Origin of the sequence: Stenotrophomonas sp., from assembly GCF_050737075.1 — a bacterium.
Lineage (GTDB): Bacteria > Pseudomonadota > Gammaproteobacteria > Xanthomonadales > Xanthomonadaceae > Stenotrophomonas.
The window spans coordinates 53,330-68,824 of the sequence record NZ_JBOHXV010000003.1 but is presented as its reverse complement, the minus strand read 5'-3'; the positions used below and the strand labels follow the sequence as shown (position 1 = coordinate 68,824).

At 68.1% G+C, this 15,495-nt stretch carries 14 protein-coding genes; 8 read left to right on the top strand and 6 right to left on the bottom strand.

Translation table 11 applies throughout. From position 1 onward, the window contains the following. Positions 1-2: 2 nt before the first annotated feature. Entirely contained in the window at positions 3-656 is a 654-nt protein-coding gene (locus ACREPD_RS01375) for a DUF998 domain-containing protein (RefSeq protein WP_431597612.1), read from the top strand. Between the two features lie 78 nt (positions 657-734). Continuing rightward, a complete protein-coding gene (locus ACREPD_RS01370; protein WP_431597611.1) occupies positions 735-2,087 on the top strand; it encodes a virulence factor family protein in 1,353 nt (450 codons plus the stop codon). A gap of 10 nt (positions 2,088-2,097) precedes the next feature. On the opposite strand, the gene mprF is transcribed toward ACREPD_RS01370, so the two are convergent. After that, positions 2,098-4,662 (bottom strand): bifunctional lysylphosphatidylglycerol flippase/synthetase MprF, encoded by a 2,565-nt coding sequence (mprF, locus tag ACREPD_RS01365; RefSeq protein ID WP_431597610.1) that lies wholly within the window; start codon positions 4,660-4,662, stop codon positions 2,098-2,100. A 162-nt stretch (positions 4,663-4,824) separates the two neighbouring features. On the opposite strand from mprF, the gene ACREPD_RS01360 reads away from it, so the two are divergent. Beyond that, positions 4,825-5,172: a RidA family protein gene (locus tag ACREPD_RS01360; RefSeq protein WP_282245297.1), complete on the top strand. Its 348-nt coding sequence runs from the start codon at positions 4,825-4,827 to the stop codon at positions 5,170-5,172. Here the strand turns inward: ACREPD_RS01360 and rnfB are convergent. The 5 genes from rnfB to gloA2 all read right to left on the bottom strand — a co-directional run bounded on the left by rnfB (position 5,153) and on the right by gloA2 (position 9,381). Next, complete coding sequence (gene rnfB, locus ACREPD_RS01355; RefSeq protein WP_431597609.1) at positions 5,153-5,581, bottom strand: Rnf electron transport complex subunit RnfB; 429 nt, start codon at positions 5,579-5,581, stop codon at positions 5,153-5,155. The genes ACREPD_RS01360 and rnfB overlap by 20 nt on opposite strands. 25 nt (positions 5,582-5,606) lie before the next feature. Continuing rightward, entirely contained in the window at positions 5,607-6,197 is a 591-nt protein-coding gene (locus tag ACREPD_RS01350) for an HAD-IB family phosphatase (protein WP_431597608.1), read from the bottom strand. A 25-nt stretch (positions 6,198-6,222) separates the two neighbouring features. Continuing rightward, the gene (gene metG, locus ACREPD_RS01345; protein WP_431597607.1) at positions 6,223-8,301 is read right to left on the bottom strand and encodes a methionine--tRNA ligase; all 2,079 of its coding nucleotides are present in this window, start codon (positions 8,299-8,301) and stop codon (positions 6,223-6,225) included. Positions 8,302-8,426: 125 nt separating this feature from the next. Continuing rightward, entirely contained in the window at positions 8,427-8,876 is a 450-nt protein-coding gene (locus tag ACREPD_RS01340; RefSeq protein WP_431597606.1) for a DUF2147 domain-containing protein, read from the bottom strand. Positions 8,877-8,985: 109 nt separating this feature from the next. Continuing rightward, positions 8,986-9,381, bottom strand: a complete 396-nt coding sequence (gene gloA2, locus ACREPD_RS01335; protein WP_431597605.1) for an SMU1112c/YaeR family gloxylase I-like metalloprotein — start codon at positions 9,379-9,381, stop codon at positions 8,986-8,988. A gap of 181 nt (positions 9,382-9,562) precedes the next feature. Between gloA2 and ACREPD_RS01330 the strand changes: the two genes are divergently transcribed. The 5 genes from ACREPD_RS01330 to ACREPD_RS01310 are packed head-to-tail and all read left to right on the top strand — an operon-like array spanning position 9,563 to position 15,495. Beyond that, positions 9,563-10,240, top strand: a complete 678-nt coding sequence (locus tag ACREPD_RS01330) for a helix-turn-helix domain-containing protein (protein WP_431597604.1) — start codon at positions 9,563-9,565, stop codon at positions 10,238-10,240. 3 nt (positions 10,241-10,243) lie between these two features. After that, on the top strand, positions 10,244-11,932 hold the full coding sequence (gene sctC / locus ACREPD_RS01325) for a type III secretion system outer membrane ring subunit SctC (protein ID WP_431597603.1): 1,689 nt from the start codon (positions 10,244-10,246) through the stop codon (positions 11,930-11,932). Next, positions 11,913-13,034: a type III secretion system gatekeeper subunit SctW gene (gene sctW / locus ACREPD_RS01320; protein WP_431597602.1), complete on the top strand. Its 1,122-nt coding sequence runs from the start codon at positions 11,913-11,915 to the stop codon at positions 13,032-13,034. Before sctC ends, sctW begins: the two co-directional genes overlap by 20 nt. Beyond that, a complete protein-coding gene (locus ACREPD_RS01315; RefSeq protein WP_431597601.1) occupies positions 13,031-15,103 on the top strand; it encodes an EscV/YscV/HrcV family type III secretion system export apparatus protein in 2,073 nt (690 codons plus the stop codon). The genes sctW and ACREPD_RS01315 overlap by 4 nt, the downstream gene beginning before the upstream one ends. Then, a complete protein-coding gene (locus ACREPD_RS01310) occupies positions 15,100-15,495 on the top strand; it encodes a hypothetical protein (RefSeq protein WP_431597600.1) in 396 nt (131 codons plus the stop codon). The genes ACREPD_RS01315 and ACREPD_RS01310 overlap by 4 nt, the downstream gene beginning before the upstream one ends.

Below are 15,495 nucleotides of genomic sequence, written 5' to 3'. Positions count from 1 at the left end.
CGATGAACCGTACTGCCGACGCCCGCCCGCGCCCGCCTGCGCAGGCCCGCATCGCGGCGCTGGCGCTGGTGGCGCTGGCCGCCTTCGTGCTCACCGCGTTGTGGACGCAGTGGGCGCGCCAGGACCTGGACTGGGTGCAGGCCACCCTGAGCCTGTACCTGCACGGGCCATGGGGGCTGGCGCTGCGCACGGCGTACTGCGTGCTGGCGGTGGCCATCATGCTGCTGGCCTGGTCGCTGCATGGCGCCCACCGCTCGCCTCGGCGCAGCGTTGCAGCGCCGCTGCTGTTCTGCATGGCGGGGCTGGGGCTGCTGGGTGTGGCCATTGGCGACAGCTGGTTGCCCGAGCGGGCGCCCCTGCTGGCACCGCTGGTGCACGGTCTAGCGGCCAACACCGCCTTCCTGTGCGTGAGCGTGGCGATGCTGCTGCAGAGCTGGTACCTGCGGGCCGACCCGCAGTGGGCGCGCTGGGCCACGGCGGGCTGGTGGTGGGCGTGGCTGTGCTTTGCGCTGCTGTGGCTGCACGTGCTGTGGCGCGGCCCGCCGCGCGGTGCCGGTCAGAAACTGGTGATCGCCGTGGTGGTGCTGTGGCTGGTGGTGGCGGCGTTCCAGCTCTGGCGACGCGGGCGCCATGATGCATCGATGCGCGCCGGCTGACCGCTGCGGCCTGTCCGTGTACATGCCGTTGGCGGTGGACAGGCGTATCGTTGAGCGACTTTTCCGGGATGCGTGACGATGCGGCGAGCCAGTGTGGGCAGGGTTTTGGGTGTGGTGCTGGGCCTGGTGTCGGTGATGGGCGCGCTGTCCGCCTCGGCGGCGCCGCAGCAGGTGAGCCACGGGCGCTTCAATGACATCCCGCTGTACGTGCCCGACGGCCATCCGCAGCGTGTGGTGGTGTGGTTCGACGGCGGTCGCGAAGGCGAACGTACCCAGCAGCGCATCGACGCGCTGCGTGCACAGGGCGCGCTGGTGGCGCGGGTGGACGTGGCGCGGCTGCGCCAGGTGCTGGCCCGCGAAGGCGGTGGCGGCTGCGCCTTCGGCGCCGGCGATGTGGAGAACTTCTCGCGCTTCTTCCAGGCCTACCTGCATGTACCTGGCTACCACCTGCCGCTGATCGGCGGGGACGGTGCGGGTGCCGAGCTGGCCTATGCGGTGGCGGCGCAGGCAGATACCCAGGTGTTTGCCGGCCTGCTCACGACGGACTTCTGCCCCGAGGGCGTGCGCGAACGCAAGGTCTGCGGCGCGGGCGTCAGCCATGGCCGCCTGCAGCCGGCTGAGCTGAATTTCCCCTGGTTGAACGCTGCCGGTGACCACCAGTGTGCGACCGGCAAGGCCTCTGCCTTCGTGCGGGGCGTGGCGATGGGGCGCGAGTTCGGGCGCACCACGGCCGGTGACGACCTGCCCGGGCTGCTGGCTGCGGCGCAGGTGATCGGCGCGCAGAAGGGCGTGAGCCTGGCGCCGCCGCCGGATGACCTCAAGGGGCTGCCGGTGGTGGAAATTCCGTCCCGCGTCGCGGGCGACACACTGGCCATCTTCGTTTCCGGTGATGGTGGCTGGGCCGGGTTGGACAAGGAGGTGGCGTCTGCCTTGAGCTACGCCGGGGTGTCGGTGGTGGGGGTGGATTCCCTGCGTTACTTCTGGACCGAACGCACGCCGGAGGGCTTCGCCCGCGACCTGGAGCGCATCGCCCACCACTACCGTACGCAGTGGCAGCGCAAGCGCCTGGTCCTGGTCGGTTTCTCGCAGGGCGCCGATGTGCTGCCCGCCGCGATCAACCAGCTCGACCCGGCCACGCGTGATTCGGTTGCGCTGATCGGACTGATGTCGGTCGGGCGTACCGCCGACTACGAATTCCACGTCAGCAACTGGCTGGGCAGCGGCGGCGGCGGACTGCCGATTGCGCCGGAGATCGCCCGCCTGCCGGCCGACCGCACGCTCTGCCTGTACGGGCAGGACGATGATGACGCGCTGTGCCCGGAGTTGCCTGCCGGCCAGGCAACCGTCATCGGGTTGCCTGGCGACCATCATTTCAAGGGTGACTACGACCGGTTGGCGAAGACGCTGCTGGAGCACATTCCCGAGCGGTGAAGGGGGGCGCCTAGCTCTTTCCTCGGCGGGGATCCAAGGATATCAACCGGGTGGCATCCAGCAGCGCCGCAGGCAGGTGCATGCCGCCCGGCGCGGCCAGGTAGCGGGCGCGCCACACCGGCGCGAACTTGGACTTGAAGCGGCGCAGGCCGCTGAAGCCGTAGAAGCGTTCGCCGTGCCGCGCCACCACGTTGGCGAAGCGGTTCCAGCGCCCGGCCAGCCGGTGCTGGGCCAGCCCGGACAGCGGCGCCATGCCCAGCGAGAAGCGCTGGAATCCGTTCGCGCTGCCCCACAGGAACAGTTCGATGAACAGGAAATCCATGGTGCCCTTGGGCGCATCGTCCACGTGCCGCATCAGGTCCACCGACAGTTCCTGCCCGGCCGGTGCCTGCCACAGGTTGGCGAAGGCGACGATGCGGCCTTCGGCCTCGACTACCGCCACCGGGAAGCGCGCCAGGTAGACCGGGTCGAAGCTGCCCAGCGAGAAGCCCTTCTCATCGCCCGCCTTGTCGTCCAGCCACTGCTGCGACACCGCGGCCAACGCCGGCATCAGCGCCGGTACTTCGGCGGGGGTCGCCACGCGGAAACTCAGCCCGCCGCGCTTGCCCCGGTTCCAGGCCTGGCGCAGATCGGCACGCTCGCGGCCTTCCAGCGTGAAGCCCTGCAACGGCACCATCGCCTCTTCGCCCAGCTTCACCAGGGTCAGGCCCAGGTCCAGGTAGGTCTGCCAGTAGGCTTCACCCACCTGGTAGAACACCGGCCGCAGCCCCAGCCGGTCGGCTTCCTCGCGGAACCGCCAGATCAGCGCGCGGGCCACTTCCGGCGGTCCCACCGGGTCGCCCATCGCGATCAGCGAACCGCCGTAGCGCTGCATCATCACGAAGCCACGCTGCGCATCGTCGCGCAGCACCGCCTTGTCGGCCGTCAGCACCAGGCAGGCCTGGGTGTCCTGCGCGTCCGCCAGGATCGGGCCCAGCGCGTCCAGCGTTGCGGCATCGGCCGACGGCAGCGGCGTGCGCGTGCTGTGCAGCAGCCGGGCCAGGCCGAAGATGGCCAGCGCGATGGCCACCACCAGCAACGCACGCAGCGCACGCGGTGCATTGCCCTGCGCGGCGAACTGCCACCACAGTTCATTCTGGTATTCGACATGGCTGTACACGAAGAACAGCAGCCAGATCACCGCCACCAGCACCAGCCCCAGGTTGCGGATCCACGGCCACGACCACGCTTCGTCGAGCAGCGCGCCCTGCCGGTAGAACTCGCGCCGCGAGGCCCACAGCGCCGCCGCCACCAGCACCGACGCCAGCGCGATCAGCACCTGGCCGCCGCGCAGCCAGATCGGCAGCGGTGCAATCACGCAGATGGCCAACGCCAGCATCCAGGCCGCATGGCTGCGCCGCTGCAGGCCCTGGCCGATCAACAGCAGCACCACGCCGGCCAGGCTGCCGATCAGGTGCGAGGTTTCCAGCACCGGCAGCGAGGCGTGCAGCAGGTGCCGGCGCGGCGTGGGCAGGGTGCCGTCGATCACCAGCGCGGCGCCTACGCTGAACACCGCCAGCGCGATGATCTGCGGCAGCCAGGGGCGCAGCGCGGTCCAGCCGGCGCGGGTAGCACCGGCGCTGATCCGCAGCGGCTTGCGCAACGCAGGCGCCACGCCCAGCACCGTGGCCAGCAGCAGCGGCAGCACGTAGTAGGTGACCCGGTAGATCAGGGCCGCCGCCAGCACCGCCGCGGGCGCCACCTGCGGCAGCAGCTTCAGCAGGCTCCACTCGAACACGCCCAGCCCGGCCGGCACGCTGGAAATCAAGCCGGCCAGCACCGCGACCAGATACAGGCCGACGAAGCCGGGCAGGCCGGTCGGCGTATCCATCGGCAGCAGCACATAGAACGCGGCGCTGGCCAGCACCAGTTCGACCACGCTGAGCACGGTGACCCCGAGCATGGTGCGGCGGTCGGGCAGCCACAGCGCGTGGCCACGGACCTGGAAACTGCGGCCCTCGCGCCCGACCAGCAGCACCGTGCCGAGGTAGGCGAGCAACCCCACCGCCCCCAGCACGCGAACTGCCTGCGCCGACACCGGCAGCGCCAGCGCGGCGGCGCCCGGCTCCAGCAGGAACGCCAGCGACAGCAGCAACCACGCGCCGAACATGAAGCCCAGCGTGCTCATCAGCACCACCTGGCCGATCTCGGCCAGCGTGAGCCCGGCACCGCCATAGCCGCGCAGCCGCACCGCGCCGCCGGTCAGCGCCGCGAAGCCCAGCGTCTGCCCCAGCGTGTGCGCCAGGAACGCGGTGATACCGACCCGCGCCGGGTGCAGGCGCTTGCCGCTGCGGCGCAGGCCGATGGCATCGAAGCCGATCAGGCAGGCATAGCTGGCCAGTCCCAGCACCACCGTGAGCGCGATCTGCCCGGCACCGAGCTGGTGGAACGCGTCGCGAATGGCACGATATCCGTGATCGTCGAACTCGTTCGCCAGGCCACGCAGGGCCAGCGCAAGGATCCCCAGGCTGAAGATGACGGTCGCCGCGCGGCGCCAGCCGACGCGGGACGAGGGGGCAGGGGAGGGTTCGGTCATCGGGACAGCATGCTCCGGCGCAGGCGACGAAAGGGTCAAGGCACCCACGGTGCCTCGCGGGCGAATCGTGCGCTTCTGGCCCGCGCTTGCCAAGCGGGGTGACTGTGCGGTCTGTGGCCGCATCGGTGACAATGGCCACACCATCACAGAGGAGCCATCGCCATGTTGGAACGTTTCGATGTCGGCCCGCGCATGTCCGAGATGACCGTGCACAACAAGGTCGCCTATCTGTCCGGGCAGATCCCCGAAGACACCAGCCAGGACATCACCGGGCAGACCCGTCAGGTGCTGGCGGAGATCGACAAGCTGCTCGCGTTGGTGGCCAGCGACAAGCAGCACGTGCTGCGCGCGGAGGTCTACCTGGCCGACATCGGCGATTTCGCCGGCATGAACGCGGCGTGGGACGAATGGGTGGTCAACGGCATGACCCCGGCGCGTGCGACGGTCGAAGCCAAGCTGGCTGATCCGAGCTGGAAGGTGGAGATCGTGATTACGGCCGCGTTGCCGTAACCACCAGATCAATGCAATCCACGGGGCAAGGTGGAATGCACAGCCCGCAACCGGTGCACAGGTCGGCGATGACCGTATGCATGAATTTCGCGCCGCCCACGATCGCATCCACCGGACAGGCCTGGATGCACTTGGTGCAGCCGATGCAATCGGCTTCGATCACCACCGCGACCTGGGCGGGCGTGTGCTCACCCCGGCTGCGGTCAAACGGCACCGCAGGCACCTGCAGCACCTTTGCCAACGCGCGTGCGCCGGCGTCTCCGCCGGGCGGGCAGCGCTCCACGCCGGCCGTGCCGCTCGCAATCGCCTCGGCATACGGGCGGCAGCCGTCGTAGCCGCATTGCCCGCATTGGGTCTGCGGCAGCAGGCGGTCGAGGCGTTCAACCAGGGGAAGCGAAGAGGATGTCATGCGTGGCGTCGGCTGCGCGGGTGCTTCATTTCAAGGGTTTGCCGCGGTACCAGCGTTCGTGCGCCAGGGCCAGCATCGGGCGGTCTTCACTGCTGTCGCCGTAGGCATGGATGCGGACGTAGCGCGACAGGTCATAGCGCGCGCGGATGCGGTCGACCTTGTGCGGTCCGCAGTCGCCGTCCGCGTAGCAGCCTGTGAGGCGGCTATCCCGGCTTTCCAGCCGGTTGCAGATCAGGTCCAGCCCCAATGCCTCGCACCACGTGCGCAGGTACAGGTCCAGCGAGCCGGACACGATCACCACCGTGTGCTTCTGCTGCAGGTGCCAGCGGATCTGTTCCAGCATCTTCGGACGCACGACGTCGGGCAGCACCTCACGGGAAAACCCGGCGGCCTGGGCGGCGATATCGTCGGCATGGCGGTTGCGCATCACCAGCCAGGTCACGCGCGCGCGGATGCGCCTGGCGGAAATCAGCTTCAACCGATAGGCCAGCAGCCACGGGCCCACCTTCCACCACGCCTGGGCAAGCTGCTCAGGCGTGGCCACGCGGCGCAGGAACCGCGCGTACGTATCGCAGGTGGTGACGGTGTTGTCGAAGTCGATCAGGGCCAACTCCATGTCTACCCTCCGCGTCGGTCCCGAATCAACGAACCGGCATGCCCGGCAGCGCTGCGCTGTCGGCGTCCAGCAGCGCCAGCGCGCCGCCATCGAAACCGGCCGACAGGATCATGCCTTCGCTCAGGCCGAAGCGCATCTTGCGCGGGGCCAGGTTGGCGATGAACACCACACTGCGGCCGACCAGCTTCTCCGGCTCGCCGTAGCTGGCACGGATGCCCGAGAAGATCTGGCGCGTGCCCAGGTCGCCGGCGTCCAGCTCGAAGCGCAGCAGCTTGTCCGAACCGTCCACGAACTCGCAGGCCACGACCTTGCCGATGCGCAGGTCGAGCTTGGCGAAATCGTCGATGCCGATGTAGGCCGGGCCTTCAGCAGCAGCGGCGGGCGCGGCGGCCGGTGCGGCAGCGGGCGCCGCCGGCTTGGCGGGCTTGGCCGGGGCGGTCGGCGCCGGGGCGGCGAGGGTGTCCTTGGAAGCGTCGGTCATGGCATCAATCATCTTGGGGTCGATACGCGTGAACAGCGGGCTGTACACGGCGATGGTGTGGGCAAGCAGCGGCGAGGCGATGTCGGTCCAGGTCTGCACCGGCGCGGCCAGGAAGGCCTCGGCCTGCGCGGCGGTGGACGGCAGCACCGGCTTGAGGGCGGTGACCAGCACGCGGAACAGGTTCAGGCCCTGCGTGCACACCGACTGCAGCTGCGCGTCGGCGCCGTCCTGCTTGGCGATCACCCACGGCTTCTGTTCGTCGATGTAGCGGTTGGCTTCATCGGCCAGCGCCATGGTCAGCCGCAGCGCGGCCGCCGGGTCGTTGCGCTCATAGGCTTCGCGCACCGGCGCCAGCGCCGCGACGAAGCGGTCGTACTGGCCTGCGTCGGGCAGCGCGTCGGCCAGGCGGCCGTCGAAACGCTTGCTGATGAAGCCGGCGCAGCGGCTGGCAAGGTTCACGAACTTGCCCACCAGGTCGGCGTTGACCCGCGCGATGAAGTCGCCCAGGTTGAGGTCCAGGTCGTCCACGCCGCCGGAGGATTTGGCCGCGAAGTAGTAGCGCAGCGCCTCCGGCTCCAGGCCGACGTCCAGGTAGGTGCGGGCCATCACGAAGGTGCCGCGCGATTTGGACATCTTGGCGCCTTCCACCGTCAGGTAGCCGTTCACGTGCAGCCGGGTCGGCGCGCGGTGGCCGGTGCCATGCAGCACGGCGGGCCAGAACAGGCCGTGGAAATTGACGATGTCCTTGCCGATGAAGTGGTGCAGTTCGGTGCTGGTGCCGGCGCGCAGATGCGCGTCGAAGTCTTCGCCGTTCTTCGCGCACAGCGCCTGGAAGCTGGACAGGTAGCCGATCGGCGCGTCCAGCCACACATAGAAGTACTTGCCCGGGTGGCCGGGAATCTGGAAGCCGAAGTACGGCGCGTCGCGGGAGATATCCCACGCACGCAGGCCGCCCTCGGCATTGAGCCACTCGCCCAGCTTGGCCTTCACGCCCGGCAACGCGACATCGCCCGCCAGCCATTCGCGCAGGAACGACTCGAAGCGACCGACCTCGAAGAAGAAGTGCTCCGAATCGCGGATTTCCGGGGTCGCCCCGGAGATCACCGAGCGCGGGTCCTTCAGCTCGGTCGGCGCGTAGGTGGCGCCGCACACTTCGCAGTTGTCGCCGTACTGGTCGGCGCTGCCGCAGTTGGGACAGATGCCCTTGATGTAGCGGTCGGGCAGGAACATGCCCTTGGCCGGGTCATAGAACTGCGCCACCGAACGGCGCGCGATATGTCCTTCCGCCTCCAGCTTGAGGTAGAACGCTTCGGTCAACGCCTTGTTCCCGGCCGAATTGGTCGAGTCGTAGTGGTCGAAATCGACGCTGAAGGCGGCAAAATCCCGCTCGTGGCTGGCCTGGATGTTGGCGATGAAGGCTTCCGGGGTCACCCCGGCCTTTTCCGCAGCCAGCATGATCGGGGTGCCATGGGTGTCATCGGCGCACACGAACCAGGTCTTGCCGCCGCTCATTCGCCGCGCGCGCACCCAGATATCAGCCTGGATGTAGCCGACCAGATGGCCCAGGTGCAGCGGGCCGTTGGCGTAGGGCAGTGCGGTGGTGACAAGAGCGGTGCGGGTCATGATCTGCAGGGGGGCCAGGGGAACGCGGGATTATCGCATGCTCCCCGGAAAGGCGAAGGGCCGAAGCGGTCACCCCGCTCCGGCCCCAGGCCGTTGATCTTCCAGCGCTTTATGCCGCGTGGGATTTACTCGCGCACCCAGGTCTGGGTGCGGCAGATGAAGGCGATGCAGCCCGCGACATCGAGCTTGGCGCCACCGGCCTGCAGTTCAATCTTGGACTTGTAGGTCTTGCCATTGCCCGGATCCAGGATCGTGCCGCCGGACCATTCGGTCTTGCTGCCCTTGTCCTGCTTCAGGTTCCACAGGATCGTCATGCCCTTGACCGGCTTGTTCTTGTTGGCACCCTCGCAGCCGTCGCAGACCGGGTTGGGGCCCTTGTCCGAATGGAGGATCTCGACCACCTTGCCGGTCAGCGTGCCGTTGGTGGCCTGGGTGATCTCGACGATCGATTTCACCTTGCCGGTCTTGTCGTCGATGGTCTTCCAGCGGCCGGCGGCACCGTCGGCGGCGCTGGCCGACATCGCGGCCATCATCAGCGGCAGTGCCAGCAGCAGGGTCTTGAAGGTCTTGCGCATGTTCCCCTCCCAGGGATGTCCGTGAATGCCGGCGCGGGGCCGGTACAGCCGGACTGTATACCCATTCGCTCCGGTACGGAACGCGTCGGTCGCGACATCAGGGCCGCATTCAGCAAATTTCGTACAGCTCCAGCGGCAGCCCGTCGGGGTCGGCAAAGAAGGTGAAGCGCTGGCCGGTGTATTCGTCGGTGCGGATCGGCTCGCACGGCACCCCCTCGGCGGCCAGCCGGGCGATCACCGGTTCCAGCCCGGCAACCCGGAAGGCCAGGTGGCGGAGGCCCTGGGCCTCCGGGCGGCTGGGCCGGAGCGGCGGCGCGGGGAACGAGAACAGCTCCAGCTGGCCGCCGTCGGGCAGGGCCAGGTCCAGTTTCCACGAATCGCGTTCCACGCGATGGTGTTCGGCCTTCACCTTCAGCCCGAGCACGCGCACGTAGAAGTCGCGCGAGCGCGCGTAGTCGGAACAGATCAGCGCGACGTGATGGATGCCAAGCAGGGGAGTATGCATTGCGGGTTCCTGGCGGCGTGCAACGCGCCGCGCACATGAATGAGACCGTTAGAAATACTCGAAATCGTGTCTGCTTTCGAATTTCTTGTAGAGCTATCACCCCGACCCTTCCCCATGATGCCGCCTCAACGCCGAGGTCGCGCCAGCGCTACTGCGGCCGAGGCTGAACGGGAGTAGTCGGGTGTACGTCATCGTGAATGCAGGACAGGAACGCGCCGATATCCGCGTTGACGGCGTCGCCATGCACCTGCTGCCCGGTGAGCGGCTGCTGCATGCCGGTATTCCGCTGCCGCGTGTGCCCGGCCTCTCCATTGTGCCCTTGCCGGGCAGCGGAATGGCGCGTGCCTTGGCGCACTTCCACCACGTCTGCGGCGCGCCGCCGGTGTTGCCGGAGCCGTTGCCGCTGCACTGGGTGGTGCAGGCGGAACTGGAGGTTCCGGAGCTCGCGGCGGGCTGGCTGATCAACCAGCTCTCGCGTGATCGCAGCCAGGCGCGGGACAGTCAGTTGTCGCGCCTGCTCGGCCATCTTGCCCGCACGGAAAGCTATGGGCTGATGCAGTTCCTGCTTGAACAGGGCGCCGACCTGAGCGTGGCCGAGCTGGCCGAACGCTACGGCCTTTCATCGGCCCAGTTCCACCGGCGCTGCCGCCAGATGCTGGGGCGGCCGCTCAAGCGCGAGCTTCGCATCATGCGCGCCGCGCGCGCGCTTCTCGACTACCCGGGACGCACGCGCTCGTTCACCTACCTTGCCGCCGATCACGGCTACGCGTCGCTGTCGCACTTCTGCACCGACATCAAATCCCTGATCGGCTGTTCCCCTTTGTCCGTCTACCGCGCCGTCACGACGCCCACCGAGTAAGCCATGCGTTTCCTGCCGTTGTTCCTGTTACTGCTGCCCGTCGCCGTTGCGTCGGCGCAGACCCCGCTGGAGGGCACCGCCATCCAGGACCGTGCCGACGTGCCTCACGCCGCCGGCTTCGTTTCCCGTGCCGACAGTGCCGACCACCTGCTCAATGCCATCGGCGCGCGCATGCGCCAGGCGGTGGTGGTCAGCCAAAAGGCGCAGCGCAAGAAAGTCAGCGGCAACTTCGACCTGGCGCGCCCGTTCGACGTGCTGACCAAGGTGGCCAGCGAAGTCGGCCTGGTTTGGTACAGCGACGGCCAGTCCATCTATGTCTACGACGCAAGCGAGCAGAAGAACGCCGTGGGCAGGCTCCGTTCCACCTCGGTCGCCACCCTGGCCGATTTCCTGCGCAAGGCGCGGCTGGCCGACGCGCGCTACCCGTTGCGTGGCGGCGGTGCCGACGGCACCTTCTACGTGGCCGGTCCGCCGGTCTATGTCGACATCGTGCTCAATGCCGCCAGCTACCTGGACGACCTCTACGAGGGCGCCGATGCCAGCCCGCACCATGTCGAAGTCATCCGGCTCGAACACAGCTTCGTCAATGGTCGCCGGTATGGTCTGCGCTCGGAAGAAAGCATGCTGCCCGGCATGGCCGACGTGCTCGCCGGTGTGCTGCGGCTCGGTGATTTCGGTGCCGTGGTCAAGCAGCCGTCGCTGCCGCCGGCGCCCGCGGACCCCTCGGGTGTCGTCGAGGAGCCGCTGCCGCCGTTGCAGGCACCGCGTGAACTTGCGCCGCAACGCGCGACGGTGAGCGCCACCAACGCGGTGGTGCTGCCCTATGCGGAAACCAACAGCCTGATCGTGCGCGGCACGTTGGCGCAGATCGAGCAGATCAAGCGGCTCGTGGCCGAACTGGATGTGCCGCGCCGGCAGATCGAGCTCTCGCTGTGGATCATCGACATCAACAAGACCGAGCTCGACCGTCTTGGCGTGAACTGGAGCGGCGGCATCAACATCGGCAACCGCCTGTCGATCGGCATCAACCAGGCGCAGCCGGTCAGCACCCTGGACGGCGCGCGCTTCCTGGCCTCCGTGCAGGCACTGTCCAGCAAGGGCAACGCGCACATCGTCTCGCGCCCGGTGCTGCTCACCCAGGAAAACATCCCCGCTTATTTCGACAGCAACCAGACCTTCTATACCAAGCTGGTGGGCGAGCGTGCGGTGTCGCTGGAACAGGTGACCTACGGCACGCTGGTCAGCGTGCGTCCGCGCCTTTCCCTGAATGACGAAGTGGAAATGCAGCTGAAGATCGAGGACGGCACCTCGCGCGGCGAGCAGACCGTGGACGTGGTGCCGATGGTCAACCGCACCATGATCGACACCGTGGCGCGCGTGCCGCACCAGCTCAGCCTGCTGGTGGGCGGCTACAGCCGGAGCGCGGTGGATGCCGGCCGCACCGGCATTCCCGGCCTGCGCCGCATTCCGGGCGTGGGCAAGTTGTTCGGCCAGGACACCCAGTCCGAAGAGAACCTGGTCCGCGTGTTCCTGATCCAGCCGCGCGTGCTGGGCGAGCGCGACGCGCTGGACGCCGGCCAGCTGCCGGACATCTACGGCCCCGGTATCGGCGCGCCCTTCCAGCAGGCACTGCCTGCATTCAACCGTGATCTGCTGTTGCCGGAGGCCGCCCATGGCACTTCCCGCGATTAATCGTCCGATTACCGCGCCGCTGCCCGTATCGCCGCGGCAGGCCAATACCCAGGGCGACCGCGACGACGCCTCCCGTGAGCTGCATGCTGCCGCGCCGCGCAAACCTGGCGTACTGCATACCGCGCTGAACATGCAGGACGACCTGGGGGCGCTGGTCGCCTCGCTGCAGCGCCGACGCGACGGGCAGGGGAGCGGTGTCTCCGGCGCCTCGCAGTCGTGGATAGACCACGTGTTGGACGACAAGGTGCACGACAAACTTTCCGACCTGCGTCAACTGCTCGATGGCATGCGCAGCCCCGTGCAGCTGCTGGGCCTGCTCAAGCAGATGTTCGCTGATCCCAGCGACATGCTGGCCGTGCTTCGCGCGCTGCTGGCCGACGACGAGCTGAAGGAACTGCAGCAACTACTGCAGCAGTCGCTGGAGCAGCTGTTGCAGGAGCAGGCGGCGCAGGGCAACGCGGCGGCCCTCAAGGGCGGCCTCAATGCTGCCATCAAGGCGCGCCTGGCGGCCCGCAGCGGCCAGATGTCGGCGCGCCAGCTCCGCCAGAGCTATCGCGACCTGCTGGGCAACCCGCAGGACTGCGTCGGCGAATATTCCGCGTGGATCAGCCAGTTCGGTTTCAACAACCGCGCGCAGGTGCTGGACTTCATGGAGCAGGCGCTGGGCGCGGACATGTTCTCGCTCGACCCTAGCGGCTCGCACGTGGAATTCGGTCGCCTGCTGCGGCAGGTGCGCAATCTCACCGGGCTGCGCTCGGTCGACGAGCTGCTGGTCCGCGAAACCACCCGCACCGGCCTGCTCGCGCGCATGGCCACCACGGCGGATGCGGTGGTCCTCGGCCTGCTCGACGTCGTGCGTGGCCTGCAAGACTGGTCCGGCCTGTTCACCGGCCCGCTGGCCAACGCACGCGTCGTGCTGGCCATGCACGAGCGCGCCCGCCTGGTGCAGGCCCTGCGCCGCGCGCTGGCCGGGTTGCCCGATGCGATCTGGATCGACTCCAGCGCCCGCGACGTCGCGGTGGAAGGCCTGGAGGCCATCGTGGTGGAAAGCATGGCCCGTGAGCGCTGGCAGCCTGGCCGCGCCAGCGGGGTGATGGCATGAGCGCCGTGAACGCCGCCGCGCAAACCGGCATGGCCGCGCGCATGCGCGGCATGCTGCGGCCCGAGCTGGTGCTGGTGGTGCTGATGGCCGTGGTCATCGCCATGCTCATCATCCCCATGCCGACCATCCTGGTCGATCTGCTGATCGGCCTGAACATGGCCGTGGCCATCATCATTTTCCTGAGCTCGTTCTACGTCGAACGCATTCTGGGTTTCTCCACGTTCCCCTCGGTGCTGCTGTTCACCACCCTGATGCGCCTTGCATTGTCGGTGAGCACCAGCCGGTTGATCCTGCTCGATGCCGACGCCGGCCACATCATCAGTGCCTTCGGCGACTTCGTGGTGGGCGACAACCTGGTCGTTGGCGCGGTCATTTTCGCGATCATCACCCTGGTCCAGTTCATCGTCATCACCAAGGGCTCCGAGCGTATCGGTGAAGTGGTTGCCCGGTTCTCGCTGGACGGCATGCCCGGCAAGCAGATGAGCATCGACGCCGACCTGCGCGCCGAGGCAATCACCTCCGAAGAGGCGCAGCGCCGTCGCCGCGATGTCGAACGCGAAAGCCAGCTGTACGGCTCCTACGACGGCGCCATGAAGTTCGTGAAGGGCGACGCCATCGCCGGCATCGTCATCGTGTTCGTCAACCTGTTCGGCGGCATCGCCGTGGGCATGCTCCAGCACGGCATGCCGTTCTCGCAGGCGCTCAACACCTTCACCCTGCTGACCATCGGCGACGGGCTGGTCGCGCAGATTCCCGCCCTGCTGATCTGCATCAGTGCCGGTTTCATCGTCACCCGCGTCAGCGGCGAGAGCAACAACCTGGGCGCCAACATCGTCGGCGAGCTGTTCAACAAGAACATCGTCCTGGCCATTGGTGCGGTGCTGATCCTGCTGCTGGGTCTGTTGCCCGGGTTCCCGCTGCCGGTGTTTGCCGGGCTCGCGGTGGGCCTGGCCGCCATGCTGGTCTGGCGCCTGCGCAAGGGCAAGCTCGACGGGGGTAGCGGCGCTGAAGCCGGCACCGGCTCGGCAGGTGCCCCGGGCACCGCTGCCGCCGGCGGCGACACCGGCGCAGCGCGCCTCACCAGCGAAACCCTGCCGCTGATCCTGCTCATGCCGCTTCCGCTGCACGAATCCGCGGTGGCCAACAAGTGGGAGGAACAGCTGCGCCACGACGCCTTCATCAACACCGGCATGCAGCTGGCGCCGCTGGTCATGCGCGGCCATGAACCGGCGCAGGAGCATGAGGTCAAGGTGCTCATCAATGAGATTCCCGCCGGCGGTGCGCGCGTGGTCAATGGTCACGTGCGCGTGTTCGGCCGCCAGGACGAACTGGATGCCTTGAACCTGGGTCTGCTGCTGCCGCACGACGGCCACACCGCACGCTGGGTGCCTGCAAGCGCGCACGCCGACGTGCTGGCACTCGGTTGCGAGACCTCCAGCGACTACGACGAACTGCGCCGGCTGCTGCATGGCGCCGTGCTGCGCAACATCGGCGAACTGTTCGGCATCCAGGAGGCCAAGCACGTGCTGGATGCACTGGAAAAGCGCTTCCCCGAGCTGGTCAAGGAAACCTACCGGCACATGCCCATCCAGCGTGTGGCCGAAGTGCTGCAGCGGCTGCTGCGCGAAGGCGTGTCAATCCGCAACATGAAGGTGGTGCTGGAAACGCTGGCCCAGTGGGGGCAGCGCGAAAAGGACGTGATCCTGCTGGTGGAACATGTGCGCGGCGCACTGGCGCGCTACATCTCCGACCACTTCGCACGCAACGGCCGCATCCCCGCCATCCTGGTGTCCACCCCGGTGGAGGACCAGATCCGCGCCGGCATCCGCCAGAGCCAGGGCGCGTCGTACCTCAACCTCGAGCCGGCCGAATCCAACGAGCTGATGGACCGCTTCGCCCTGCATGTGGGCGAGGTGGCTGCACATCGCCCCGACGTGGTGCTGATGGTGGCCCCGGACATCCGCCGCTTCGTCAAGCGGTTCATCGAAAACCGACTCCCCTCCACCCCGGTGCTCTCGTTCGCCGAGATCTCCGATGCGGTCACCCTTGATGTGATGAGAAGCCTATGACCACCCTGTTGGATACCCTCAACGCGGCGCTGCACGAGTTGGGGTGCGACCCCTCGCGTTTCCAGTTCGACACCCATTCCTCCGTGGTGATGGGGTTTGCCGATATCGGCGAGTTGCTGCTCGACCCGGTCGACGATGCCGTGTTCCTGTGGGGGCGGCTGGATACCTCGCCGGCCGACCGCTTCAGCAACCGCGCCGACGACCTGCTCGCCGCACTGTCCGCGCCGGCGCCGCATTTCGCCAACGGCTGCCTGGCCCTGCGCCAGCTCGATGAGGGCTGCCTGGTCGGGGGCGCGCTGCAACCCGACTGCCGCAATGAATCCAGCCTCATGGCCGGTGCCATCGAAGGGTTCCATGCACGTGTGCTGGAACTGCAGGCGCTGCTGCGGTGA